This window comes from Methanosarcina sp. UBA289, assembly GCA_002496565.1.
Lineage (GTDB): Archaea > Halobacteriota > Methanosarcinia > Methanosarcinales > Methanosarcinaceae > Methanosarcina.
Map to the genome: position 1 here is coordinate 712,811 of DAKJ01000018.1, position 24,394 is coordinate 737,204.

The window sequence follows — 24,394 nt, forward strand, 5'->3', positions numbered from 1 at the left end:
CTGGAGGAGATGATGGGTCTGGGGGAGATAATGGATTAGGAGAAGACAATGGATCTGGAAGTGGCGGAAGTTCCGGAAGCCATGGTAGCTCTGGATGCAGCATCTCTCCTGAATCTACAAAAAACATCGATTCAAAAGAGCTCTGCCAGAAATCTATTTCAAGCGGCAACAGGATAAGATTTGAGTTCACAAAAAGAGCTACCTGTGTCGGATATATAGAATTTATGGCCAAGAAAACTGTTGGAAAGACAACAGCAATCGTTGAGGAACTAAAAGGAAAGTCTAGCCTGACTCCCAATGAGCCAGAAGGAGAAATTTACAAATACGTAAATATCTGGATCGGAAACAGCGGCTTTGCAAATTCAAAAAATATTGATAACGCTGTTGTGGGCTTTAAGGTTAGTAAAGAGTGGATTAATAAAAATAATATTAATATAGATTCATTTACTCTTCAACATTTCAGCGACAAAAAGTGGAACTCGCTTCCAACCACAAAAATAAACGAAGATAAAGAATATACTTACTTCGAAGCTAAATGTCCCAGTTTTTCTCCGTTTGCAATTACAGCCCAAAAAAAATCATTGACATTAGAGGAGAAAGTAGGAGATAATCAGCTACCTAATGGGGAGATAGCACAAAACGAAAAAAAGACAAATACTGAGATATCTACTTCTAAGGAAAACAAAAACCAGCTGATTCTGAAAATTGCCAGTTTATTTTTAGGGCTACTTGTAATTTTCATAATTGGTATGATTGTAATTCGAAAAAGAGGGCCTCAGCAATAAGCATTCTAAAAGATTAAAGCAGGAGATAGAAAATCTTCTGTTTTAATTATTTTTTAAAAGCATTTTGTTTAAAAATGAGATGAAAAACTGCCTCTTAAATCTACATAACAAGTGACCGTAGCTAAAAAGCAGCCTTCTTCACTCCAACACAAAAGCCTTTAAGTGGCATAAATCAGCCTTAAATCAGGCTTTTTAACCCTTCCTGCAGCTCGATCTCTCCTTTCCACCAGCCGGAGATTTTTGAGACATCAGCTTTTGAGTCCCGAACATCGCCTGCCCTTGAAGCAGCATGTACAATCCTGCTAGAGGAGCCAGTCGACTTAATAATATTCTCGGCAAGTCCCAGAACTGTCACGCTTTTACCCATAGCTACGTTAAAGACCTGACCATCCCCATGCTCAAGAGCCTTGACGTTTGCCCTGACTACATCTTTAACATGAACAAAATCTCGGCTCTGAAGACCATCACCATAAATGACAAGATCCTTTCCCAATTTCGCCCTCTCAAGGAAAATTGGAATAACGGCTGCATATGGGGACTTTGGATCCTGGCGAGGCCCGTAAACATTGAAATAACGCAGGCAAGTAGTACGAAGTCCATAACTCTCATAAAACATCCTTGCAAGGTACTCTCCATCAAGTTTAGAAATAGCATAAGGAGAGGCTGGTTCAGGATACATATTCTCTCGTTTTGGAAGTATAGGATTATTTCCGTAGATCGCAGCTGAAGAAGCTGTCACAAATTTCTCGACCCCGGCTTTAACGCAGGCCTGCAGTACATTAAGGGTTCCAAGCGTGTTAATCTGGAAAGCTTCAGAAGGTTTTTCGCAGCTTAAAGGTACAGATACAAGGGCAGCTTCATTAAAGACATAATCCATGCCAGAAACCGCCTTTTCGACTGAGGGAAAATCACAGATATCTCCCTGAATGAACTCGATGTTTTTATACTGCGGAATATTTCTGAGAAAACCAGTGGCAAGATTATCCAGAATCCTGACAGTGTGTCCTGCTTCTGCAAAATATTCAGCTATATGGGAGCCTATGAAACCTGCTCCTCCAGTAATCAATACTTTCATGCCTGCAGAAAGGGAAAAGTACAAAATAAAATTTTCTATGCACGCCTGGGAGTTTATAACATGAGATTGAAATATTCCTGATATGTGCAAAATATGGCGCAGGCTGGATAAGATATCTTTTAAAAAAGTACAAAGGTCCTTCAAAAGAGGGAAAATTTTTCATACAAAGAGATCTTATCAGTAAGGGGGAGTCTAAAAATTTGGAGATAGAAGGTATTTTTCAGAAAAATTGAGCCTGAAAAAGAAATAGATTATCTTTGAAAATAAATTTTTGAGATAGAGAATATTACAAGCAAAAATTAGATTCAAGCATAAAGGTATGTTCTACTTATTTTCCTGTAAAGAACCACCTGAAAGGATAAGCCTGACTTAAAAAGATAATATACGCAGAGCAGGTTGATGGAAGGCTTACATAGATATAAATTCAAAGAGGAGAGATTATAAAATAATTTAATCAGTGATAAAATGGCCAGAAATAGACATCTTTCCGTGGACCTGCTGCTTGTTGCAGGTTTTGTGCTCATTACTAATATCTTCATACTCATACCTGTACTTAGCGACAGTTTCCTACGCACCTGTCTGGGCATTATTCTGGTGCTTTTCTTACCAGGCTACTCCCTCACTGGAGCTCTCTTCCCGGCAAAAAAAGATCTTGAAGGAATTGAGAGAGCTGCAATCTCATTCGGATTGAGTATTGCAATAGCCCCGATAATGGGACTTGGACTGAACTATTCCACCTGGGGAATCAGGGAAATTCCTTTACTGACAGAATTTTCAATTTTTACTCTCCTGATGTGCGCAATTGCATACTACAGAAGAAGACTGCTGCCTGAGACTGAAGCCTTTGGAGTTTCACTTAAAGCATGTTACCTTAGCATGAAAGCCGAAATTCTTGAAAATCCAGAGTCGAAAACTGATAAGATTATCGCGTTTATCTTGGTCCTTTCTATTCTAGCCTCTATGGGGAGCCTCGCTTACATTATAGGAAACCCTAAAGAAGGAGAACATTTCACTGAATTTTATATTCTTGGGAATAACAGTACGATAGGAGACTATCCTACAGAGTTTGTACAGGGGGAAAAAGGAACAGTCACTGTGGGGATCATGAACCACGAGTACAGGCCAGTGGATTATACAATAGATGTAAGACTCGAAAACAAATCTCTACCGGAAAGCCAGAAAAAGATAAGCCTTGGGCATAATATGTCCTGGGAAGAACCAATTACTTTTACGCCGTCTCTTGAAGGGAAGAACATGAAGCTAGAGTTTCTACTTTTTAATGAAACTGAAAAAACAATACCTTACAGGAACCTGCATCTCTGGATTAATGTTACTGAGGAGGCCTGAAGATGGCAATTTTGGGCTTTACATCTTCAGAGCTAGAAGCGGGAAAGGCATCTCTGCCGGGGCTCGGGAAAATGCTTAAAATTCAAACTGAAGAAAAAACCGGATTCCTGAAAAAGATATTATATGTAGGAATCCCGATAACTGCTATTACTCTTACCGAATTATTGATTTTTGGAGGAAGGTTGAGAGAAGCCTCAATAGCTTATACTTTGCTTTTGTTGTTGTTTTCGTATTCAATAGCAGTTATTACAAAACCTGAGATAAGGAAAATCTACCAAGCCTTCTTGCTTCTGACAATTTTTAGATTGGTAAATTTTTCGATGCCGGTTTTCTTAGAAAAAAATCTTTATTCTTTCGTATTTATTTATGCTCCTCTGGCAATTCCAATAACTCTTGCTACCACTCATCAGAAAGTGAGATATGAGAGAAAAAGAGACACTCTGAAGAGAATATGGATCTATCTCCCCCTATCTGTTCTTGCAGGACTGGCTTTCGGTCAGGTAGAATATACACTCATAGGGACTAGAGAATTTATTCCAGATCTCTCAGCAACAAATTTGCTGATACTTATAATCATAATGGTTTTCATTGTGGGATTGATAGAAGAACTCATCTTCAGGTCAATTCTCCAGACGAGCCTAGAAGAGTTCTTGGGACCAACTGGGGGAATTTTCTTTTCAAGCCTCCTTTTTGGAATAATGCATTCTGCATATGGCATGCCCTACGAAATGGCATATACCTTCCTTGTAGGAGGTTTTTTAGGATACTTATTTTATAGAACCCGAAGTCTTCCCCTTGTGGTAATGATTCACGGATCAATAAATGTATTCTTGTTTGGGATAATTCCACATACAGGACCTTTACTCGGATTGATATAAAACGCTGTAAAAATTGATTTGAAAAAGTCTGTAAAAGGTAGGTATTTGATCTTAAAATAGAAGTGAGGTAAAACCTCATTTCTGAACACTTCTGTATTCCTTTCTTTCAGGGATTATTTACTCCTGCTGCGAGAAAAACCATGTTGCAGATCAAGATTGCTGATTGGAATTTTGGTTGAGTACGGACTACAATTATTACTTTTGAAGGAAGAATAAGATATATAAAGAATAAAAAACCTGCTTTTCTCCTGCTAGAAGAACCACAAACTATAAGTATATATTTAAAAGAAAACTGTCATTCTTTGTGAACAGAACTTGATAGGCTCTGGAGAAAAACTTATGGCCAGATATGCAGACCGTTTCTGGGAGATTGACTGTCTGCGAGGATTTGCCGTCCTTTTGATGCTCCTGTACCATTTTCTTTATGACTTGGACTTTTTTGAACTTGCGGAGATTCAGCTAAGATCAGGCCTTATCCTATATGCAGGCAGATTTTCAGCTTTCCTTTTTATCCTTATCTCAGGAACCGCCCTTTCTATAAGCCATTCAAGAGCCCTTAATAAAGAGTTTTGTAGAAGGAGAACCGAAAACTTCTGTAAATACCTGAGGAGAGGAATCAAACTATATTTAATGGGGCTTTTGCTCACAGTTATAACCTGGATCTTTTTACCTGAAGAGTATATTGTCTTTGGGATCCTGCAATTTTTTGGGGTTTCGGCCGTGCTTGTCTATCCCTTCCTGAGATATGGGAGAGAAAACCTCTATTTCAGCCTGTTTTTCATCCTTTCAGGGCTTTACCTTAGGACTATAACTTTCGGGTTTTCCAGCCTTCTCTGGCTGGGTTTCACTCCCGAAAATTTCAGAACCCTTGACTACTTTCCCATCTTTCCTTGGTTTGGGGTGTTGCTTGCAGGAGTTTTCCTGGGGAATTTCCTGTACGCAGGCGGGAAAAGGCAGTTTGAAATTCCATATACCGGAAAAAATCTTCTTTCCAGATTATTTTCCAGAGTTGGGCAACATTCTCTGGTCATATATTTCATTCATCAGCCAGTCTTTCTCGGATTCTTATTCCTGAGTGGGCTAATCAATCTGAATATATTACTATAAAACGTATACAAAGTCTATTTAAAAGAAACCCTAAGAAGTATATTTTTCTAGTTTTCTTTACGACTCAAAATTACCAGTAGACCTAAACCTGATGGTTTTATATTATCTAACAGACGTAATTGTATATCTGTTTACTTGCACTCATATACTGATCAATCTTCGCCTGCTCTCTGAAAAAATATAATGATGTAAAGTATAGCCAGGATATAAGGTCAAAAACAAATCAGATTCATATTTTCAGTCCGATAAAGGAGCAGAAGGTGCAAAATCAAAAACAGAAGATGGAGAAAAGAATGTATCTTGAAATTGCGATGTTTGCCTATTTTGTAGTTCTCTTCTTGACTCTTCGAGATGTTCGGATTTTTAAAAGAACCGGTTATCGTTCTTACAGGAGAGGAGCCATGAAGGGACTTGCAGCTTCTTCCCTAGTTTTGATAGGAGCAGTTGTTGTTGAGGTAAACCCGGAGCTTGGATTGCTTTTCGTATTAATAGGACTCTTTATCAATCGTAAAGGAATAAGAGAGCGTGTTTTTACTAGTGCAGGAACTCTTGACCGCTTTCTCGGAAAAACAGATTATGTAAAGAGAAAATGAGAAGGATAATACATAAGAATGCAGAATATATTTTAATACAGGATTATCCAAATGCCGTATGATGAATAAAGAGATTAGATCAAAAATCTAACCATTGTTGCTATACTCATCTTGCAAAATTAATATTATCTTAGGGAAAAATTGTCAGTGTCTATTACATGTAGAACTAATTGAGAAAAAGAATGATAAGCCTCACAGCTTTAGACTGGAGTATTGACCCCAAAACTTATAAATCTCAAGTGACCTATTAGTCGACGAATTCATAATCAATCAAATTTTTCAATCCAGTTTTCACTAAACCTATCAATTCGAAAGAAGAAAATAGACGTCAAATAACCATATTTTCTATCTTCGACTTCACGTTAACCAGAATTCACAGGAAAACATGTGATATAAACTAGAAGTAGAATTGAATAACTGGACTAAAAAACAGCAAAAACATCTAAGAGGAGATACGATGGGAAATATAAGACAGACAAACATAAAAAAAATTGCATTCGGACTGATTGAAAACCACGGGGATGTCTTCACAAAAGATTTTGAAACTAACAAGACTCTTGTGACAAAGTATACAACCATTGAAAGCAAAGTTATAAGAAACAGGGTTGCAGGTTACGTCACAAGAAAAGTTGCACGCATGAAAGTATACTAAGCAGAAGATTTACTTCTGAATATAGGTAGGGATATCTGAAATGTTTGAAGGAGCAATACCTGCCCTGATAACTCCTTTTACTAAGAACGACAGGATTGACAGGGAAGGTCTACAAAGGAATATTGCATTTGTTGAAGAAGGAGGAGTTGCAGGGATTGTGCCCTGTGGCACTACAGGAGAATCCGCGACTCTTTCTGCACTTGAGCACGAAGAAGTAATAGATATTGCAGTAGAATGTTCAAAGGTTCCTGTGATCGCAGGAACAGGTTCAAATAATACAGGAGAAGCTCTCCAGTTTACAAAACACGCTGCAGATGCGGGTGTAGATGGAGTTCTTCTAATTTCTCCCTATTATAACAAGCCAAATCCTGCAGGCCTGATTGCGCACTTCAAGAAAATTGCCGAGGCAATCGATATTCCTATGATTCTGTACAATGTCCCTTCCCGCACAGGACAGGACATGCCAGTAGAAGTTATTACCGAGCTTGCAAAAGTCGAGAATATTGTGGGAATTAAGGAAGCTAGCGGAAGTGTCGGGAAAGTTTCCCAAATCCTGGAAAATACTGCAGATGATGACTTCGTGGTTCTTTCAGGTGAGGATGGTTTGACTCTTCCGATTCTTTCTGTAGGAGGGAAAGGAGTCATTTCTGTTGCTGCAAATATAGTACCTGATAGGATGTCCAAGATGGTAAATGCAGCTCTTGTCGGAGACTATGAAACCGCAAGAAAGATTCATTTTGAGATTGCCCCTCTGATTCGTGCCCTCTTCCTCGAAACAAACCCGATCCCGGTCAAGAAAGCTGCAGAGCTTGCAGGCCTAGCAAGCGGGCATCTGAGACTTCCACTCGCACCCCTTAGCGATACAAACATTGAAAAGGTTGCAGATGAACTCAGGAAATTGGGGGTTATTGAATGATTAACACGGCAGTACTCGGAGCCTGCGGCAGAATGGGCTCTTTAATTGTGGAGAATATTACCAGCTCTACGGACATGCAGCTTGTTGCTGCTTTTGACATCAATAATTTCGGAAGAGATGCAGGGGAATTTGCCCATGTCGGGAACCTGGGAGTTCAGATCTCGAATGTAAAAGACCTTGAAACTGTTCTGAAAGAAAGCAAGGCTGATGTCCTTATCGACTTTACCGCAGCTGGTGCAACTGTAGTTAACGCTCCAATAGCAGCTAGAGCTGGAGTAAATCTTATTATAGGAACTACAGGTCTGACTCCGGAGCAGCGAGCAGTAATTGACGAGGCTATCAAGGAAGGTCAGGTAAGTGCCGTAATCTCCCCTAACTACTCGGTAGGCGTTAATGTCTTTTTCAAGATAATCAAGGAAGCTGCAAAATACCTTGCAGATTATGATATAGAGATTATAGAAGCTCATCATAACCAGAAAAAAGATGCTCCGAGCGGAACCGCCCTTAGGGCAGCCGACGTCATCAGTGAGGCTCTCGGCGGAAAGGAGTATGTCTACGGCAGAGAAGGTATTGCCCCACGCGGAAAAGAAATCGGAATTCACGGAGTCCGCGCCGGAGATATCACAGGTGATCACACCGTTCTCTTTGCAGGCAATTCTGAAAGGATCGAAATAAAGCATATGGCTCACTCCCGCCAGATCTTTGCCAAAGGCGCAGTGCGTGCAGCCGAATGGATCTGCAAGCAGAAACCTGGAATTTATTCCATGGACGATGTGCTCGGATTATAAAGCAATATATTAGATCACAATTTTACATCAGCTAAACATCAGCTAATAAAAACATTAGAATTATGTGTCTGGTCTATGAGTTTACTTATTAGGCCCAACCATATTTTTATCGCAAAACAGAATCATTTGATTTCTTATTTTTTTGATCTGACTCAACTTGACTAAAATCTTATTTCAAATATATTAGTTTTGAATTATTAATAATATATACAACATGTAATTTGAATTTGAGCTATAGTTAATATCTAACCATATAGCCCAAGCAAGATCATTTCTTGCTGAAGACAAGTTCGGAACTCAAGTCTTCAACTCTATCCGCTACAACGATATTTCCCTGTATCCCCAGCTTTTTTCCACTATACCATTTTCCTTGAATAAGAAGTCTATCCCCCGCTGAAACTAGGCATAAGCCATGATAGAGTACAAGTACGTTTTTTCCTTCATATTCGATGGAAAATACACTTTCATATTTGCTTCCAATGCTTCCAAATATAATAATAAAAAGGGCACCGAGAAAGAAAGATGGACGTTCATAGATTCTGGAATCAACAGTTGCTTTAGTTTCAACTCCAAGTTCCTCAGTTTCATTCTTAGTTCTTTCGTCTTCATTTTTGGCTTTTAAGTCATCAGAAAGATATAAAACATCTGAATCTACCTCAAAGTTGTCCTTCTTTTGCATAAAAGAGCCTCGTTGGACCTACAGTTTTACGTTATATAATTATCAAATTTAATTTAATGTTCAGGTTACAGAAAAAATTCACAAATGAGATAAATTTTAACCATCTTTCATATATTTTTTATGGCCAGATCATCAAAATGTTCTTGAGAAAACGTCAAAACTTGTTCTAGAGAAAAGAAATTTTTAATTAGAAAGTTTCAAAAATTTTCAGAGTAGAAAGATATAAATAGTCAACATACATATGTTTACATATGTTCCTTCCGGCAGGTGAAAAACAGTTTGAGTTCTGGATCTTGCGCCGAAACGGGCTTCCGAATATCAGTATTGCGAAGCATTTCGGAGTCTCAAGACAGGCAGTCTCGCGAGCCCTTCTTAGTATGGATAAGCGTATTGAAGAAACCCTGCTTGAAATGGCCAGGGCAAACAGGATTGAAGTCCAAAAACTGGACTCAAAGAAAGGGATACTCTTCGGGAGATCGGTTCCTTTCAAAGCCAACGCAATAATTTTTGTCTCGGCAAAACATGGAATGCAAGTTTGGTACGAGCACGAGGGAGAATGCGGATCTTGCGAAAGATACAGGGAATGTATTGAACTTCTCTGGGACTTTGCAGAAGAGATGCAGCTCAAACTCCAGAGTACAGAAGATCCCACAAAGATAGCTGATGAATTATTTGAGAAATTAAAAGAATCGATTGAACAAGCCTACTAAAGCCAGATAAAACTGAGGAAAAGATGGCAATGAATGTATTCACAAAAAGCATAAAGAGATTAATCGGATGGTGCCCGAACGCAAAAGCACTTGAAATCGGATCTCAAATTACTCCTGCAAATTTTGAAATATATGATAAATCTGGAGGAGAAAAAGCCGGAAACAATCTCAGCCGTATGAAAAGAATTGGACTGCTACTTGCCAGTGTAGGTGCTTTGATTTCAATGTTGTCACTTACTTTGGATTTAAAGGATAACCTATTATCGCTTACGGTCGGAGTAGGAACTCTCTTATTTTTAATTGGTGCTACTCTCTATATTAAAGGATGATAGCGACTCCATGCATCGAAGTCATGATAGAATGAGGTTTCTTGATAGAAAGGGTGATTGTTCACGATTCCAGTGGGAATAAGCTGAGAATGGGGGAAACATAGACTATGAACGTGTTAATTAAGAATATAAGGAAACTGATGGGATGGTGCCCAAATGCAAAAATGCTTGAAACTCAGCGTTCTATCCATTCTGAATATTTTAAAACGAATGACCAGGCTAAAGGAAGAGATGCTGGAAATCCTCCGGTTTTACCCACTGATTGGTGGAACAAACGCCATAATAGAGCACTAATAATATCCTCAGCGTTGACTCTTTTTTCTATACTGGGAATTGGATTTCTGGAAGTTCATCCCATGGATAAAGGTTTCATATTTGGGTTAATTATCGGAACCATTTTTAATCTATACATTTGCATCTGGAACTGGCATTACCTGAATAATATAAAAAACACAGGCAAGAAAATAAAGAAGAATATTAGATCTCCAAAATGGAGAGTTATAAATATAATACTTTCCTTGGTATTACTGTATCTCTTTTTTTCACAGTCTAATTGGGGACTCGTTTTATTTTTTATTTCTGCCTTTTGTTTGATAGCTTTGTTTTATTATTTTAACTTTGATTCAACCGGCCTAGTACTGCTTCTTGTCTTTGGTTCATCGCTTGGTTGGAGACACACTATAGGCTTTATATCTGGCTTTTGTTTGACGGCTTTTCTCTATTACCTTACAGATATATTCTGGGAAAAGAGAAACGGGAAAATATTGCTTGTGTATGGGCACAAAATGCCAGAGATCTACATTGTAAATGCATGAATGGAGGGATATTATGACTCTGGAACACATCAAGAGACTCATGGGATGGTGCCCGAATGCAAAAACACTTGAAAATGGATTCCAGATAAGTCCTGCTAATTTTGAAGCATATAATCAATCGGGAGGAGAAAAGGCCAGGAATACAGGGATTTCGAGTCATATTTCCAGGTTTTTTTCCAGATTTGATGTCCGGATTCTCCTACCAACACTATTCTTGACTCCTATTTACATAAACTTGCTATTTCAAAGAGGTATAAATGCAGAGGCCTTCTTTTTAGGCTTTTCACTTTCTCTACTGATTTATATGCTCGGCTGGAAAAAGCAGATGCATTATTACGATTCCCTGGCAAAAACCCCCATTTTTGGCTCTTCCTCAAAGAAAATACTCTTATGGGTTTTCTTAACCCTAATTTTGTTTTTAATTTTGCCTATGGTTTTCTTATCTCAGATACCTTCTTTTCTTAACGCACGGTCACTGTATTCCTTAGTTGCTGGAGCTGGGACCCTTATGTGGGGAAGTTATCTTCAGTTAATTTACTGGGAGAGGAAAAACCATATGAAAATTTATATAAAAAGTGAAAAGGGGTTCCAAAAAATGTATGCTATTGGGAAAAAGGATGGAGAGTTATGAATTGGGGAGCAAAATACATTAGAAAACCAATGGGATGGTGTCCTAATGCCAGAGCATCTGAAACCAGGCAGCACATTAACTTTGAAAATTTCGAATCTGGTATCCCAGATAGAGAAAAAGGAGATAACGGGGATCAAAAAAATCCCAGATGGCTCCGAAAACTGAGTAATTATACTCTCTTTATTAACACTTTGTTTACACTCGTGTACATCCTAGCGATTAATCATCTGGGCCTAAATCTAGCCTTTTTACTCGCCGGATTTTTCATTTCTGTAGCTCTTATTGTCCTTGACTGGAAGAAGCAGATGAGAAGATACGATATCCTGGCACAGAAACTCATTTGCGAGAATCCCGGCATGAAAAAAGTGTCTCAAATAATGAACCTAATTTTCTATACAGTTCTTTTTTATTGGATTTTTTCTGGAGATGTGGCAAGGAATCATTCTATGCAAGTAATCATTTCGTTTATGGGTGGTTTCCTGGTCGGAATGTGGCTTAGTTATTTCCAGCTAATATATTGGCAGAAAGAGAATCACAAGATAATTTATTTAGACAAAAGTTACGGAAAGTGGAAAAAGTCATACATAATTCGGGAGAATAAATAAATGCCAGCTAAGGTTTTTGGTTTTGATCAGATCAAAAAGTTTATGGGTTGGTGCCCGAATGTAAAAGCACTTGAAACCGGACCCAGGATTAGTTCTGCTAATTTTGAAGCAAACGATCAATCGGAAGGAGAAAAAACAAGAAGTCCGAAGGTTTCTAGCCAGCATTCAAGGCTTGATACCCAACTCTTCCTGCTACCAATTTTCTTTACTCCTGTTTACATAAAACTATTTCAAAAAGGTATAAACACAGAGGCTTTCCTTCTAGGCATTTTACTTTCTTTGCCAATAAATTTGCTTGGCTGGAAAAAGCAAATGCATCAATACTATGCCGTGAAAAAAAATCCTGTCGTTTCTCCTTCCTTTAGAAAAACACTTGCCTGTGTAATATTATTCCTATTTTTGGGTTTCACTTTGCTCATGGCTTTCTTGCCCTATATCTTATCTCATGCAGCTTATATTTTTAACGATCAGGCATTGTATTCTTTCACTTCAGGAACTCTGATATTGATGTGGGGCTTCTATTTCCAGCTAATTTACTGGGAAAGGAAAAACCATATGAAAATGTATACGGAAAGAGAAAAGGGACAGCAAAAGCTGTATGTCCTTGGATAAAAAGGGAAAGAACTATTAACTGGGAGTCCAGATGCATAAAAAAGTTGATGGGATGGTGCCCAAATGCAAAAGCACATGAGGCAAGACAACCCATTAACTTTGAAAGTTTTGAATCTGGTATTTCGAGTAGAATAAGTGGAGATAACGAGGATCAAAAAAATCCCGGATGGCTCCGAAAACTGAGTAATTATACTCTCTTAATTAACACTTTATTTACACTCGCATATCTCCTAATAATTAAGCAGTTAGGTGTAAACCTGATCTTTCTACTTGCCGGATTTTTAGTTCCTTTATTTTTCGTTATATTTGACTGGAAAGCTCAAATGCAAAGATATGATGCTCTAGTAAAACATCCGGTAATCGACTATTCAGATAAGAAAAAACTCTATTTTATACTCGCATATGCGCTTATAATTGTGATTTTCTACCTATATATTAAAGGCCAAGAACTTGCTATGCAAGCAATATTTTCATTATTGGGAGGTCTCCTAGTTGGGATGTGGCTTAGTTATTTCCAGCTAAAATATTGGGAGAAAAAGAACCACAAAACTATTTATTTCGGCAAAAAGCACGGGACCTGGAAAACTTCGTATATTATCAGGGAGAAAAAATAAATGTCTGCTAAAGCTATTGCTTTTGAGCAGATCAAAAATTAATGGGATGGTGCCCAGCCTGCAAGAAAACGGCTCACTAAACAAAACAGTCCTGTTACTTTATAAACACAGCCATAATTTCCGGAAAAACAGAAAACACTACTGAATTCCGAACAGCAAATGTGATCTTCCCTGCAAATACAGCTCTGTTTACTTTTCTTTTTGTAATATCTTTCAACCTGCTCATGACGCATACAGAAAATATTTCTCTCTTCTTAGTCGGTCTCTTCCTGCTGAACATTCCTTGTTACTTGCTAATTCTCAAAACCTTCGAGGCAGCAGTTCTGATAGATAAATCAGGAGTACACCTTCAGGCATTCAGATTGAAGAAATTTGACATCCCTTATGAAGAGATCGAAAACATAACGTCACACAGGCTTGAAAAGCGTTCAAAGGAAATGTCCCTTCTCCTTGTAATTGGAGAAATTGCTTTCTGTGGATTCGTGGTCTACATGACTGTAATAAAAGGGGAATGGAAAATACCTCTGCTATTGGTCTCACTGCTTCCCCTTATTCTGTTTGCTACGAGAAAGCAAAAAACCCACTTACGGAACCTGAACACGCAACTGTATATCAAGACTAAACACAAAAAATGGTACGAACTGAATTCTTATCATTCCCTAATCACGGACGAAGTCTCGGCTGCAAAGATTAAATCATCTATTGAAAGGCATTTGTGAAGGTTTATAAAATGACTTTAGTAAAATATTTTAGAAAATTGATGGGATGGTGCCCGATGAAAAAAATCATTACTTTAAACTTTTAATAAGCTCCTGAAAGCGCTTTTCGTCCACTATCTTCTGGATATTGAGCATCCGCTTAAACTCATCGACGCTTTTTTCCCCGCCTTTCCCCTCAAGTTTGTCTTTTAATTCCATTGAGGCCCGCAGAAGCCCAGTTGCCTCCTCATAGAGGGCTTTAGCCTCTGTTTTTGTAAGTTCTTCAGTCTCCAGTAGTTCTTCGTCTGCTTTTGACTTTTCTTCCAATTTTGGAATTAAAGCCTTTATTTCGGCAGCTTTATCCGTATCCAGTGATTCTTTCTCGCTCAGCCCTATAACCATGTCCCTGAGTTTGTACTCGCACCCATCGATCTCTACGCTTTCAGGGATTTTCTTTCCTGCCCAGGCAAAATCACTCCTTAGGCTCCAGAGGAGCTTATTGCGCTCTTCGTAACCCAGATATTCTTCGTCTGCTTCTTCCGTGTCATTATCGCTTTTTACCATGAACAACTTCCCCTGAAAATAAGTAGCAATTAAAACTGCAAGATCAGACTCACTATTAAGATCAGATTCACTGTTATACTGAAACAATATTTCTCTGAACACTTAAGTTCTGAGAGCTTAAGTTCTGAGAGAACTCCAAGATAAAAGAAAAAAATTGATTTTAGCTTCACTGAAAGTCATCTTTACAACAAGTTTTCGGCTATATTTTCAGAAATTACGTGCTCACAGTAAAGGCAGCGTAGAGTTACACCTTCCTCTTCTGACTGGAGCACGAAAAATTTGGATTTTATAGGTTCGCTGCTGTTAGAAATACAGTTAGAATTGATACAACGTACAACGCCTTCAACATAAGAAGGGAGTACAACATTATTTTTCTGAACTACTTCAAAATCCCTTATAATATTAATAGTGGCTTTCGGAGAGATAAGGGCAATCCTATTAAGCTCCTCTACACTCAGTTCCTTGCCTTCAATTTTCACAACGTCTTTTTTGCCTCTGGCACCAAGAGCATTCATGACAAAGCTGATGGTAGCTCGAAAAGCACTAGAAATCCCAAGTATGCGCAGAACATTTAAGGCTTGTCCTGCCTTTATATGATCAATAACTGTTCCTTTCTCAATAGCCTGGATCTTAAGGTCTCGTTTTTCCTTCATTCAATCACTCCTGTAGCAAGAGCAAGAAGTGCCATCCGCGTAGGAACCCCATAGAAAGCCTGCTCGAAATAACATGCATATGGTGTTGCATCCACTTCAGGAGAGATTTCGTTGACCCGTGGTAGAGGATGAAGAATCTTAAGTTTCGGATCTGCATTTTTCAATAGGTCACCTGTAACTTTCAACCTGTTTTTGACCTTCTCATACTCTTCAGGATCAGGGAAACGTTCTCTTTGAACCCTTGTCATATAAAGGACCTCGACGTCTCCAATTATCTCCTCAAGGGAATCAGTTTCTCTGATATGGATTCCATTCTTTTGAAGATCCCTTACAATCTCTTGGGGCATCCTGAGTTCAGGAGGCGAAACGAAAGTCATTTCAGCTCCATACAGGGATAGGGCATAGCATAGGGAATGAACTGTTCTTCCATATTTTAGATCCCCTGCCATAGCTATCTTCAGGCCCTCAAGATGGCTTTCTCTGCGAATAGTATAAAGGTCAAGGAAAGTTTGTGAAGGGTGGTGTAAAGAGCCGTCTCCACCATTGATTATAGGGACGGTTGCAAATTCCGCAGCCATTCGTGCTGATCCGTCAAGGGGATGACGCAACACTATAAGATCTGCATAGTTGCTGATTACACGGATAGTATCGGCAAGATTTTCTCCCTTCATCACTGAACTTGCCTCTATGGACCCCAGGTTGAGAACCTCTCCTCCGAGTCTCTGCGCAGCAGCCTCAAAAGACAGCCTTGTCCTTGTGCTTGGTTCAAAAAAAAGAAGAGCTATAATTTTTCCATCCAGCAGCCGGGACCTTTCCTCACCTCTGGCCACAGGCTCAAGCCTTTCTGCTGTGTCCAGAATGTAATCAATTTCTTCCCGCGAAAAGTCCTTCATAGAGATGATGTGTCTGTTCTTAAATGACATCCTATTTTCATAAAGTGATTCCCAGAGATATAACCTTTGCTCCAGAAATAACTAAGAGTACTTAAGGAATTAAATTCTATCTCCGCATATCAATTTTGGTACTTCACTTAGATACCTTATTGATAAATTCAAGCCAGAGCTTTGCATCTTTAATCCTCTGATTATCGAACTCTTCCTGAAAGCGTTTTGTATTTTCCTTAAATTTTCCGCTCTCGATTTCCTTAAGGTCTGTTATTGCACGCAATAAACCTGCAGTCTCATGATAGAGTTTTCTTGCTTCTTCCGAGGTAAGGGACTTCTCTTCAAGTTCCTTTTCCTCTTCCATTTCCTTTGCTGAAATTATTTCAATACATTTATCTATCCTGGATTTTTCAGCTACACTAAGTTCGTCTTTTTGAATCAATTCCCATACATAGTTGTGCAGAGGATAAGTTTCTCCTTCAAATTCAATATAATCCGGAATATGCTGACCAACCCAGAAAAGGCGAGAATGCAGAGCCGAAAGCAGCTGCCTGCGTTCTTCATCGGTTATATAATTTCCAGAGGCTTTATTCTTGCATATTCCAAAGTTTTCCTCCATCGTCCTTCCCCAAGATATTGTATGCTCTTTAAGTTTCTATGACAACTAGTTAATATTCACTCTTATCTGTGAACTTCAGATATAAAATAACAATATTAACACAAAAACAGTCGCAAATAAAAAGAAATATAGGTAATGAAAAACTCACATATAAAAATAAGATAATTCAAATCAAAATAAAAGAATAAATTTAAAAAAAATCAAATAAAGAGGATTAAATTAAAAGAATAAATTAAGCTAATCAATACAAAAACCGGAAATTCGATAGGAATCCAGAATAAAACAGAATGAAAATATACAGGACATCTGATATAAAAATGCTTGAAAATTTCAGCTTTTTCGATTTTTCGCTTGAGGTGATACCATAGCTCCGATAATTCAGGTTGCACTTGATCTTCTGGAATTGGATCGCGCAGTAGAGATTGCAAAAGAGGCGATAGCAGGGGGTGCGGACTGGATTGAGATTGGAACCCCTCTGATAAAAAGTGAAGGAATGGATGCAATTCGCACAATGAGGAAAGCTTTTCCAGACCGAACGATTCTGGCAGATATGAAAACTGTAGACACAGGCGCTATAGAAGTCGAGATGGCAGCAAAAGCTGGGGCTGATGTCGTTATTGTGCTAGGGAGCGCAGATGATTCTACACTACTTGATGCTCTCCGTTCAGCCCACAAATATGGTGTCAGATTGATGGCAGACCTCATTTCGGCTCCTGACCCTGTAAAAAGAGTAATCGAACTTGAGGCTCTGGGCGTGGACTATGTTAATGTACATATAGGCATAGACCAGCAGATGATGGGAAAAGACCCCATATCGCTTCTCAACGAAATTTCACAGAGAGTCAACGTACAGCTTGCAGTCGCTGGAGGGCTTGATGCAAATACTGCAATGCAGGCGGTCAAGGCTGGAGCTAAAATTATAATTGTGGGAGGGAATATTACCCACTCTGACAACGTAACTGAAGCCGCTAGAAAAATCCGGCAGAGTGTAGACTCCCCTAACACTGTGGAAATCCGCACTGCCGGCACTATAGACCAAGAAATCAGGGCAATTCTTAAGGAAGTATCCACTTCAAACATTTCGGATGCTATGCACAGGAAAGGCGCGATGAAAGGCATTCACCCCCTAGTAAGAGGAAAAATGGTAGGAACTGCAGTTACCGTGCAGACTTTTCCCGGAGACTGGGCAAAACCTGTGGAAGCAATTGATGTTGCAAAAGAAGGAGACGTACTCGTTATTTACAACGAAAACAAGGATATTGCCTGCTGGGGAGGACTTGCAACCTGGAGTTCCTTAAACAAGGGAATTGCAGGCGTGGTAATAGAGGGCGCTGTCAGGGATATTGACGAAGTCGAAAACTTGGGACTTCCCATTTATACAAGCAATACAGTACCTAACGCTGGAGATCCTAAAGGTTTTGGAGAAATCAATGCTGAGATTACCTGTGGTGGCCAGACCGTGAAGCCAGGAGATTATATTGTGGGCGATGAAAGCGGTGTTGTGGTAATTCCAGCAGAGAGGGCATATGAGCTGGCAAGAAGAGCAAAAGAGGTTTACAAAACCGAAAAAAGACTCTTCGATGAAATCAAAAGAGGGGGAACACTGTCTGAGATAATGAATCTGAAGAAATGGGAAAAGCGTTGAATGACCACGTTTTCAGGAACTCAGACCAAAAACAAGACTAAAACGTAAGTGAGAATAAAAAGGTAATAAAATTATAAAAATCGAAGAAAAACAGTGAAATTTCCAGGAGAAAGTTTTACTCGCCATCCTCAGACTGTGAAAAGCAGATTCTGGACAGAAGGATGGCCCTGACAAATTTCATTTCTTCTTCCTGGCAGTTCTTACCTAACCTTGTCCGAAGCAGGGAATCCAGCTCAATTTCTAAGCTTTCCAGTGCAGCTTTTATCTGCTGTTGTCTTTTGGGAGGCAAGATTCTTCCAATACTCCTGATATTTCCAGAAAGGATGAGTTGTTCAAGCTGCCTGAAAACAGTTCTGATACTCATGCCCTGGATGTCAGCAATCTCATCGATCCCGAGCCCTTGCGTAAAAAGAGAAAAAGTTCTTTGCAGAGAATCCTTTTCAAAAGAACTGGAGTTAGAAGAATCTGTTTTGACGCCGTCTACAGTCTCTGATTCAGGCAAAATATCTGTTGAATCTATTTCCCTGGAGTCGCGTGCTGAAGAGCTTCTCTCTGACCAATCCTGAATGCTTGTATCCAGATATCTTATTCTTTTTGTAGATAAGTTGCAAGCTTCCAAGCTGTTTATGCTGTCAGATTCAGGATCGGGCATATTAGGCCCGAGCATCTCGATCTCAGCTTCGGAATTTTCATCGTTTTGAACAATTTCTTGTGAGATTATTTCCTCTCGCTCAGGATTTTTACAGGCGATCTCCGGTTTTTCAGGTTTTTCAGCAGATTTTTCAGTGGGTTTTTCAGCGGATTTTTCAGCGGGAACTAAATTGTAATCTCTGCAATAATTTTCAATTTCCTTGAGAAAAACATCCCCGTATTTTCTTAGTTTATATTCTCCAACCCCTGTAATTGAATGAAACTCCTCAAGGCTATGCGGAAATCTTGTAGCCATTTCCTTAAGAGAGGTATCAGAGAAAACAATATAAGGAGGAAGGTTTTTCTTTATAGAGATATCCTTTCTTAGAGCTTTTAACCGCTCAAAAAGGATAGGATCAGGCTCTTTTCCTGATATTATGGTTTTTTTCGCGTCTGATGTTCTCAGGATGTCGGAAGCAGCTGAAAATTTTTCTGGAAAGGTATCTTCTGCAGAAAAACCTATGTCATCGGCTGGTTTTTCTTTTGCACTGGTAACTGTAGAAAGTATTAAACTTTCTTCAGCCTCAGGAGCAAAACCTTCAGGGCATACAAGCTCTATTTGTTCCAGGCCTTTCAGTATTTTTCTGCTCATGGCATTCAGCTTCAATATAGGGTACTGTGCCCCGCTTACATCCAGAAGCCCGGTATTTATCATCTCGGAAGCTAATGATCTCCATTGTTCTTTTGTAAATTCCCTACCAATGCCATGGCTTTTCAATTTTTCGTGACGATTTTGTCGGATCTTTTTATTTTTTGATCCTGTGAGGACATCAATAACATAGTTTGTGCCAAAGCGCTGATTCAGTTCCTGAACACAGGTTATCAATTTTTTCGCAGCCTCAGTCCCGTCAAAGGTATCTTTCGGAGTAAGGCAGCAGTCACAGTTTCCACAGGATTCCGAAAGCTCTTCACCGAAATATTCCATTAAGATCTGGCGCCTGCATTTATTTGCCTCGCAATAAGCTACCATTTGCCTTAATTGCACAAGAGAAATGTCCTTTTCCTTTTCGTTTGTCTTCTGTGAGATAAAGTACTCTATCTTGAAGCGGTCCCCTCTGCTGAAAAAAAGGATACATTCGCATGGGCTTCCATCCCTTCCGCCCCTACCGGTTTCTTGGTAATAGCTTTCAAGATTTCTGGGGAGATCATAGTGTATTACAAAACGTACATTGGATTTATCAATCCCCATCCCAAAAGCGATTGTAGCTACTATGATGTCCACGTCATCTTTAATGAACATCTCCTGATTTCGGTTTCTCTCGGAATCCGAAAGTCCTGCATGATAGGGAAGAGCCCTAAAACCTGCAAGGTTCAATTTTTTTGTAAGGGCTTCGACGCTATTTCTGCTCTGGCAGTAGATAATTCCTGCTTCGCCTCTATGCCTGCGCAGATAGCCTGTAATCTCGGAAAAAGTCTCCTTCTTTGGCCTGACTTCATAGTAAAGGTTTTTTCGGTTAAAACTGGCTACATAAGGCCCTTTTTCCGGAGCTATACGAAGGTTAAGTTGTGATATAATATCTTCTCGAACCCTTTCGGTAGCAGTTGCAGTAAGCGCAATAATTGGGATATTGGGAAAGCCTGTTTTAGGGTCCCTCAAAAGTTTCAATTTCCTGTACTCAGGCCGGAAATCATGACCCCATTCGGAAATGCAGTGGGCCTCGTCAATTGCAAAGAGGCTGACCTTCCCTTTTTTCAAAAGGGCAAAGGTTCCTGGCATCATGAGCCTCTCTGGAGCGACGTAAAGAACTTTTAACCGGTTTTCGAGGAAAGCAGTCTTCACGTCCCGAAGTTCTCTGGCGCTCTGGGAACTGTTCATACAGGCTGCAGCAATTCCGTTTGCTTCAAGGCCGTCAACCTGGTCTTTCATCAGGGAAATCAAGGGGGAAACAACAATTGTAACTCCTTCCATAAGAAGGGCAGGCAGCTGGTAGCACATTGACTTACCCCCGCCAGTGGGCATGAGTACGAAAACGTCTTTTCTTTCCAGAACATCCCTAATAATTTCCTCCTGCAATGGACGAAAAGAAGTGTATCCGAAATACTGGTACAGGGCTGAGTATATTCTGGTAGACAGCGAAGGCATTGGCTCAAGCTCGCGTTTACTCTCCTTAAAGAAATCATACTCAGTGCTCGTTTTCAAATCCTCCTGACCTGTAGAATCAATGTCAAGCCAGAATATAAATCTCGGAAGATCCGGAGAAATCAAGGTATGGATATGCTCTCATGCACAGCTATATCCTAAACATTTTCCGTTTTTATGAATTCCTATGTTTATGGTAGACAAATCTCCATGTATATGATAGATTGTTCCCATGATATGATAAATCAGATATTGGTATAAGTCTGCCAGTTATAGAATCCTGACGCTGTGATGTTTAAAGCTCATCATATTTAAGTTGCAGGTGTACGGGGTGAAAGTATTCGGATATATTAACTGTAAGCTCTGGATATACATCGAAGACCTCCCAAAATAGTAGATTAAAAAAGGTTTAGAAAGGAAAAAAATCAGATCACCAAACGAGGAAAAAGTATGAAAATGATTGAAGGTTGAAAAATGGAAAATAAGCAAATGGTTTACTGGTTTCTAGCGTCAGCATTATTAATGTTTGATTTGAGGTAAGGATAGGAAGATCAGGAGTGTGGCTACACCCAGGCACTTCTTATCTTCCTCTTCAGTTATGCTGCTTTGCCAGCCACCTATGTTTCAGTTTTCCGCGAATTTCCATTTTGGCATACTTATCTTATTCAATAAGTTTTCTCCCAACTTAACCTAAGATTCCCTTTTCCTTTGCAATCCACTCCAAAGTATCAGCTACTCTTTTCTGCGACTCTGCCAGGCTCTCCAGGGAGTTTGCAATCCTTTCAAGCTTATCAACAACCTCATAGTTCTCACTGTCCATTCCTATCACCAATTCCTCTCGGGATTTTAATAGGAATATTTTTGGAAAAGCTTTGTATATAATTCTAATTTTTAATTTTCTGAAAAAGGTAGACTTAAATTTCTGTCTGTGTAGAATTAACTTGCTTTTCCTTATCAAGCGTAATTTCCCAAAAGTCTTCAGGAGGTGAGTTTTCGGCTCCATTTAAAGAGATCTTACCACCCAATAAGTTACTGGGCAGTAAGATATAAGCTGAAACCCAGAACGGGAGATTAAAGAAAAATACAGTTTTACGTTTTATAACTTTTAGATGAAAAAGATTACACAAAATTGATTTCATCTTAGCAGAAGTAAAATATTTTCACTTATATTATGAATTCCTTTATGATACCTTTAAATATCAAAACCCCCATGCACAGACTCATATATCACAATAAAATAATCAAATTTAGATAGTTTGGACAGTATTCACTGATCACGATCATTTTTTCAAAGGATTTCAGTTTAGCATCATTAAGGAGCATTTCAATGGTAAAACCCGAAAAATTCATTCCAAAAGCAGTTGAGAAAATTAGCAAGGAAATTCAGGACGGGAGAGCAATTATTGCACTTTCGGGTGGAGTGGACAGTTCTGTTTGCGCGGAACTGGCTTACAGGGCAATTGGGGACAGGCTGCAGCCAATCTATATTGACACAGGGCTAATGAGGAAAGGAGAAACCGAGAGAATAAAACATATTTTCTCCCATATGAACCTGGACGTTGTGTATGCAAAAGACAGGTTCCTTGCAGCCTTGGAAGGCGTAATTGACCCTGAAGAGAAAAGAAAAGCTATAGGCGAAACTTTCATCCGGGTCTTTGAAGAAGAGGCAAGAAAACTTGCAGCCGATTATTTAATCCAGGGCACAATTTATCCTGACAGGATCGAGTCCGAAGGCGGGATCAAATCCCACCACAATGTTGGAGGGCTGCCCAGCGTAATGGACTTCAAGAAGATTGTCGAACCTATAGAAGACCTTTATAAAGATGAAGTTAGGGAAGTTGCCTGGGCGCTCCAGTTACCTGACGAGATCTGCGAAAGGATGCCTTTCCCAGGACCTGGCCTGGCTGTACGGATTCTTGGAGAAATTACAGAAGAGAAACTTGAGGTTGTACGGGAAGCAAACTTTATAGTAGAAGAAGAGCTTCTTGACAGGTTCTGCCCCTGGCAAACTTTTGCTGCTGTGCTTGGCAAAGGAACAGGAGTAAAGGGAGATATCCGGGCTTACGGCTGGATCATAGCTGTAAGGGCGGTAGGCTCAAGAGACGGAATGACGGCGGAAGCACTTGAACTTCCCTGGGATGTACTCAAAAAGCTGGAATCAAGAATCACTTCTGAAATTCCGAAAGTAGCCAGAGTGGTTTATGATATTACTCCCAAGCCGCCTGCAACAATCGAGTTTGAGTGAAGTAAAAGCCATAAAAGAATTAGACTTGTAAAAATAAAAAATAACATGAAGCTGCTTTTCAGCTTCAAAAATCTTATTTACAATTATAAGCAAGCCACAAAGCGAGTTTTTACGCCCATGACCCTGAATAAAGCAGTAATGGAAATCCGCCAGCGGATTAAAGTAAGACCTTCTCCTACCAATGAACCTGCAGCAAGCTGGACAGGAGTCGACCTTGTAAATGGAACTCAGGTAAAGACTTTAACTGTAATCTTCAAGAGCGCAGGCTGCCGCTGGGGAAAAGCCGGAGGATGTACTATGTGCGGTTATGTCTATGACTGCGCAAGTGAGCCCCCATCTCTTGAGGATTACAAGGCCCAGCTTGCAAGAGCAATGAAGAAAGCTGAAAAATTCCCTGAGTTTATGGTCAAAATCTTCACCTCAGGCAGTTTTCTTGACGAGCAGGAGGTCCCTTCTGAGGCAAGAGATACAATCCTCAAAACTCTTGCAGACGACTCCAGGGTAGTCAAGGTACTTGCGGAAACCCGCCCTAACTTCGTAACCGAAGAAAACGTTCAAGGGTGTCTCAAGATCCTGGAAAATAAGCCATTTGAGCTGGCTTTCGGGCTGGAGACAAGTTCGGACAGGATCCGAAGGGACTCTATTAACAAAGGTTTTACTTTCAGGGACTTTGTCCGTGCCGCAGAAATCGCAAGAAAAAATGGGGCAACCGTGAAAGCATATCTGATGCTAAAACCTCTCTTTCTCTCTGAGCGTCAGGCTCTGGAAGATATTATCCGTTCCATAGATGATGCTGCCCCTTACTCTGACACGATATCGATCAATCTCTGCAATGTCCAGAAAGGTACCCTTGTAGAAGCTCTCTGGGAAAAAGGACAATATCGCCCTCCCTGGCTCTGGAGCATTGTAGAAATCCTGCAAAGAGCAAAAGCTGCTCATCCTGACCTTCCTCTTATGTCAGATCCGGTCGGGGCAGGCTCAAAACGTGGCCCCCACAATTGCAAAATCTGCAGCTCGGATGTTGCAGATTCTCTCAGGACTTTTTCACTCACCCAGAACCCGGAAGATCTCAGCAAAATAGACTGTGAATGCAAAGAACTCTGGAGGAAAGTCCTGGAACTTGAAGACTTTACCTACGGAACCCCTATCCTGGATTAAAAAATAGTAAAAACAGGCGCCT

Annotated in this window: 27 protein-coding genes; 19 read left to right on the forward strand and 8 right to left on the reverse strand. The window is 39.8% G+C overall.

The annotated features are described in order from the left end of the window. Positions 1 to 785 (forward strand): PGF-pre-PGF domain-containing protein (locus BP549_RS11005; RefSeq protein ID WP_292380561.1); only part of this gene is annotated, 785 nt, incomplete at its 5' end. Positions 786 to 963: 178 nt separating this feature from the next. On the opposite strand, the gene BP549_RS11010 is transcribed toward BP549_RS11005, so the two are convergent. Next, entirely contained in the window at positions 964 to 1,860 is an 897-nt protein-coding gene (locus BP549_RS11010) for an SDR family NAD(P)-dependent oxidoreductase (RefSeq protein WP_292380563.1), read from the reverse strand. A 465-nt stretch (positions 1,861 to 2,325) separates the two neighbouring features. On the opposite strand from BP549_RS11010, the gene BP549_RS11015 reads away from it, so the two are divergent. The 7 genes from BP549_RS11015 to dapB all read left to right on the forward strand — a co-directional run bounded on the left by BP549_RS11015 (position 2,326) and on the right by dapB (position 8,141). Continuing rightward, positions 2,326 to 3,207: a DUF1616 domain-containing protein gene (locus tag BP549_RS11015; protein WP_292380566.1), complete on the forward strand. Its 882-nt coding sequence runs from the start codon at positions 2,326 to 2,328 to the stop codon at positions 3,205 to 3,207. A gap of 2 nt (positions 3,208 to 3,209) precedes the next feature. Then, positions 3,210 to 4,085 (forward strand): CPBP family intramembrane glutamic endopeptidase, encoded by an 876-nt coding sequence (locus BP549_RS11020; protein ID WP_292380568.1) that lies wholly within the window; start codon positions 3,210 to 3,212, stop codon positions 4,083 to 4,085. 339 nt (positions 4,086 to 4,424) lie between these two features. Further along, the gene (locus tag BP549_RS11025) at positions 4,425 to 5,192 is read left to right on the forward strand and encodes a heparan-alpha-glucosaminide N-acetyltransferase (RefSeq protein WP_292380571.1); all 768 of its coding nucleotides are present in this window, start codon (positions 4,425 to 4,427) and stop codon (positions 5,190 to 5,192) included. Positions 5,193 to 5,485: 293 nt separating this feature from the next. Beyond that, entirely contained in the window at positions 5,486 to 5,785 is a 300-nt protein-coding gene (locus tag BP549_RS11030; protein WP_292376690.1) for a hypothetical protein, read from the forward strand. 457 nt (positions 5,786 to 6,242) lie between these two features. Then, a complete protein-coding gene (locus BP549_RS11035) occupies positions 6,243 to 6,437 on the forward strand; it encodes a 30S ribosomal protein S17e (RefSeq protein ID WP_292376691.1) in 195 nt (64 codons plus the stop codon). 40 nt (positions 6,438 to 6,477) lie between these two features. Continuing rightward, positions 6,478 to 7,353 (forward strand): 4-hydroxy-tetrahydrodipicolinate synthase, encoded by an 876-nt coding sequence (gene dapA, locus BP549_RS11040; RefSeq protein ID WP_292380573.1) that lies wholly within the window; start codon positions 6,478 to 6,480, stop codon positions 7,351 to 7,353. Then, entirely contained in the window at positions 7,350 to 8,141 is a 792-nt protein-coding gene (gene dapB, locus BP549_RS11045) for a 4-hydroxy-tetrahydrodipicolinate reductase (RefSeq protein ID WP_292380576.1), read from the forward strand. Before dapA ends, dapB begins: the two co-directional genes overlap by 4 nt. Before the next feature lie 268 nt (positions 8,142 to 8,409). On the opposite strand, the gene BP549_RS11050 is transcribed toward dapB, so the two are convergent. Further along, a complete protein-coding gene (locus BP549_RS11050) occupies positions 8,410 to 8,820 on the reverse strand; it encodes a hypothetical protein (RefSeq protein ID WP_292380579.1) in 411 nt (136 codons plus the stop codon). A 251-nt stretch (positions 8,821 to 9,071) separates the two neighbouring features. On the opposite strand from BP549_RS11050, the gene BP549_RS11055 reads away from it, so the two are divergent. From BP549_RS11055 to BP549_RS11090, 8 genes are all read left to right on the forward strand, one after another. Next, positions 9,072 to 9,530 carry a hypothetical protein gene (locus BP549_RS11055; protein WP_292380581.1) on the forward strand — a complete coding sequence of 153 codons (459 nt, stop codon included), beginning with the start codon at positions 9,072 to 9,074 and terminating at the stop codon, positions 9,528 to 9,530. A 23-nt stretch (positions 9,531 to 9,553) separates the two neighbouring features. Further along, complete coding sequence (locus tag BP549_RS11060) at positions 9,554 to 9,859, forward strand: DUF1673 family protein (RefSeq protein WP_292376696.1); 306 nt, start codon at positions 9,554 to 9,556, stop codon at positions 9,857 to 9,859. Between the two features lie 107 nt (positions 9,860 to 9,966). Next, positions 9,967 to 10,674, forward strand: a complete 708-nt coding sequence (locus BP549_RS11065; RefSeq protein WP_292380582.1) for a DUF1673 domain-containing protein — start codon at positions 9,967 to 9,969, stop codon at positions 10,672 to 10,674. A gap of 13 nt (positions 10,675 to 10,687) precedes the next feature. Further along, positions 10,688 to 11,305 carry a DUF1673 domain-containing protein gene (locus tag BP549_RS11070; protein WP_292376698.1) on the forward strand — a complete coding sequence of 206 codons (618 nt, stop codon included), beginning with the start codon at positions 10,688 to 10,690 and terminating at the stop codon, positions 11,303 to 11,305. Further along, positions 11,302 to 11,910: a DUF1673 domain-containing protein gene (locus BP549_RS11075; protein ID WP_292376699.1), complete on the forward strand. Its 609-nt coding sequence runs from the start codon at positions 11,302 to 11,304 to the stop codon at positions 11,908 to 11,910. Before BP549_RS11070 ends, BP549_RS11075 begins: the two co-directional genes overlap by 4 nt. After that, positions 11,911 to 12,522 carry a DUF1673 domain-containing protein gene (locus BP549_RS11080; RefSeq protein WP_292380584.1) on the forward strand — a complete coding sequence of 204 codons (612 nt, stop codon included), beginning with the start codon at positions 11,911 to 11,913 and terminating at the stop codon, positions 12,520 to 12,522. Continuing rightward, on the forward strand, positions 12,420 to 13,136 hold the full coding sequence (locus BP549_RS11085; RefSeq protein ID WP_349682377.1) for a DUF1673 domain-containing protein: 717 nt from the start codon (positions 12,420 to 12,422) through the stop codon (positions 13,134 to 13,136). The genes BP549_RS11080 and BP549_RS11085 overlap by 103 nt, the downstream gene beginning before the upstream one ends. A 161-nt stretch (positions 13,137 to 13,297) precedes the next feature. Further along, complete coding sequence (locus tag BP549_RS11090) at positions 13,298 to 13,855, forward strand: hypothetical protein (protein WP_292380586.1); 558 nt, start codon at positions 13,298 to 13,300, stop codon at positions 13,853 to 13,855. 69 nt (positions 13,856 to 13,924) lie between these two features. Here BP549_RS11090 and BP549_RS11095 read toward each other — a convergent pair whose 3' ends face one another. The 4 genes from BP549_RS11095 to BP549_RS11110 form a co-directional block, all read right to left on the reverse strand. Next, the gene (locus BP549_RS11095; RefSeq protein ID WP_292380589.1) at positions 13,925 to 14,398 is read right to left on the reverse strand and encodes a DUF5788 family protein; all 474 of its coding nucleotides are present in this window, start codon (positions 14,396 to 14,398) and stop codon (positions 13,925 to 13,927) included. Positions 14,399 to 14,580: 182 nt separating this feature from the next. Continuing rightward, positions 14,581 to 15,051, reverse strand: a complete 471-nt coding sequence (gene pyrI, locus BP549_RS11100; RefSeq protein ID WP_292380592.1) for an aspartate carbamoyltransferase regulatory subunit — start codon at positions 15,049 to 15,051, stop codon at positions 14,581 to 14,583. Continuing rightward, positions 15,048 to 15,974 carry an aspartate carbamoyltransferase gene (gene pyrB, locus BP549_RS11105; RefSeq protein ID WP_292376706.1) on the reverse strand — a complete coding sequence of 309 codons (927 nt, stop codon included), beginning with the start codon at positions 15,972 to 15,974 and terminating at the stop codon, positions 15,048 to 15,050. The genes pyrI and pyrB overlap by 4 nt, the downstream gene beginning before the upstream one ends. Positions 15,975 to 16,077: 103 nt before the next feature. Continuing rightward, positions 16,078 to 16,554, reverse strand: a complete 477-nt coding sequence (locus tag BP549_RS11110) for a DUF5788 family protein (RefSeq protein WP_292380595.1) — start codon at positions 16,552 to 16,554, stop codon at positions 16,078 to 16,080. A gap of 364 nt (positions 16,555 to 16,918) precedes the next feature. Between BP549_RS11110 and hxlA the strand changes: the two genes are divergently transcribed. Continuing rightward, positions 16,919 to 18,199, forward strand: coding sequence for a 3-hexulose-6-phosphate synthase (gene hxlA, locus BP549_RS11115; protein ID WP_292380819.1), 1,281 nt, complete (start codon positions 16,919 to 16,921; stop codon positions 18,197 to 18,199). Between the two features lie 115 nt (positions 18,200 to 18,314). On the opposite strand, the gene recQ is transcribed toward hxlA, so the two are convergent. Together recQ and BP549_RS11125 are read right to left on the reverse strand one after the other, a co-directional pair. Next, the gene (recQ, locus tag BP549_RS11120; protein WP_292380822.1) at positions 18,315 to 20,972 is read right to left on the reverse strand and encodes a DNA helicase RecQ; all 2,658 of its coding nucleotides are present in this window, start codon (positions 20,970 to 20,972) and stop codon (positions 18,315 to 18,317) included. A gap of 682 nt (positions 20,973 to 21,654) precedes the next feature. After that, complete coding sequence (locus BP549_RS11125; RefSeq protein WP_292376708.1) at positions 21,655 to 21,789, reverse strand: hypothetical protein; 135 nt, start codon at positions 21,787 to 21,789, stop codon at positions 21,655 to 21,657. A 507-nt stretch (positions 21,790 to 22,296) separates the two neighbouring features. Here BP549_RS11125 and guaA point away from each other — a divergent pair. Together guaA and BP549_RS11135 are read left to right on the forward strand one after the other, a co-directional pair. Next, entirely contained in the window at positions 22,297 to 23,214 is a 918-nt protein-coding gene (gene guaA / locus BP549_RS11130) for a glutamine-hydrolyzing GMP synthase (RefSeq protein WP_292376709.1), read from the forward strand. Between the two features lie 117 nt (positions 23,215 to 23,331). Continuing rightward, positions 23,332 to 24,372, forward strand: coding sequence for an archaeosine biosynthesis radical SAM protein RaSEA (locus BP549_RS11135; RefSeq protein ID WP_292376710.1), 1,041 nt, complete (start codon positions 23,332 to 23,334; stop codon positions 24,370 to 24,372). Positions 24,373 to 24,394: the final 22 nt, after the last annotated feature.

Bases quoted from the DNA above. Each gene is read 5' to 3' on its own strand.
- BP549_RS11010 (WP_292380563.1), bottom strand. From the start codon at position 1,860: ATGAAAGTATTGATTACTGGAGGAGCAGGTTTCATAGGCTCCCATATA.
- BP549_RS11015 (WP_292380566.1), top strand. From the start codon at position 2,326: ATGGCCAGAAATAGACATCTTTCCGTGGACCTGCTGCTTGTTGCAGGT.
- BP549_RS11020 (WP_292380568.1), top strand. From the start codon at position 3,210: ATGGCAATTTTGGGCTTTACATCTTCAGAGCTAGAAGCGGGAAAGGCA.
- BP549_RS11025 (WP_292380571.1), top strand. From the start codon at position 4,425: ATGGCCAGATATGCAGACCGTTTCTGGGAGATTGACTGTCTGCGAGGA.
- BP549_RS11030 (WP_292376690.1), top strand. From the start codon at position 5,486: ATGTATCTTGAAATTGCGATGTTTGCCTATTTTGTAGTTCTCTTCTTG.
- BP549_RS11035 (WP_292376691.1), top strand. From the start codon at position 6,243: ATGGGAAATATAAGACAGACAAACATAAAAAAAATTGCATTCGGACTG.
- dapA (WP_292380573.1), top strand. From the start codon at position 6,478: ATGTTTGAAGGAGCAATACCTGCCCTGATAACTCCTTTTACTAAGAAC.
- dapB (WP_292380576.1), top strand. From the start codon at position 7,350: ATGATTAACACGGCAGTACTCGGAGCCTGCGGCAGAATGGGCTCTTTA.
- BP549_RS11050 (WP_292380579.1), bottom strand. From the start codon at position 8,820: ATGCAAAAGAAGGACAACTTTGAGGTAGATTCAGATGTTTTATATCTT.
- BP549_RS11055 (WP_292380581.1), top strand. From the start codon at position 9,072: ATGTTCCTTCCGGCAGGTGAAAAACAGTTTGAGTTCTGGATCTTGCGC.
- BP549_RS11060 (WP_292376696.1), top strand. From the start codon at position 9,554: ATGGCAATGAATGTATTCACAAAAAGCATAAAGAGATTAATCGGATGG.
- BP549_RS11065 (WP_292380582.1), top strand. From the start codon at position 9,967: ATGAACGTGTTAATTAAGAATATAAGGAAACTGATGGGATGGTGCCCA.
- BP549_RS11070 (WP_292376698.1), top strand. From the start codon at position 10,688: ATGACTCTGGAACACATCAAGAGACTCATGGGATGGTGCCCGAATGCA.
- BP549_RS11075 (WP_292376699.1), top strand. From the start codon at position 11,302: ATGAATTGGGGAGCAAAATACATTAGAAAACCAATGGGATGGTGTCCT.
- BP549_RS11080 (WP_292380584.1), top strand. From the start codon at position 11,911: ATGCCAGCTAAGGTTTTTGGTTTTGATCAGATCAAAAAGTTTATGGGT.
- BP549_RS11095 (WP_292380589.1), bottom strand. From the start codon at position 14,398: ATGGTAAAAAGCGATAATGACACGGAAGAAGCAGACGAAGAATATCTG.
- pyrI (WP_292380592.1), bottom strand. From the start codon at position 15,051: ATGAAGGAAAAACGAGACCTTAAGATCCAGGCTATTGAGAAAGGAACA.
- pyrB (WP_292376706.1), bottom strand. From the start codon at position 15,974: ATGTCATTTAAGAACAGACACATCATCTCTATGAAGGACTTTTCGCGG.
- BP549_RS11110 (WP_292380595.1), bottom strand. From the start codon at position 16,554: ATGGAGGAAAACTTTGGAATATGCAAGAATAAAGCCTCTGGAAATTAT.
- recQ (WP_292380822.1), bottom strand. From the start codon at position 20,972: ATGCCTTCGCTGTCTACCAGAATATACTCAGCCCTGTACCAGTATTTC.
- BP549_RS11125 (WP_292376708.1), bottom strand. From the start codon at position 21,789: ATGGACAGTGAGAACTATGAGGTTGTTGATAAGCTTGAAAGGATTGCA.
- guaA (WP_292376709.1), top strand. From the start codon at position 22,297: ATGGTAAAACCCGAAAAATTCATTCCAAAAGCAGTTGAGAAAATTAGC.
- BP549_RS11135 (WP_292376710.1), top strand. From the start codon at position 23,332: ATGACCCTGAATAAAGCAGTAATGGAAATCCGCCAGCGGATTAAAGTA.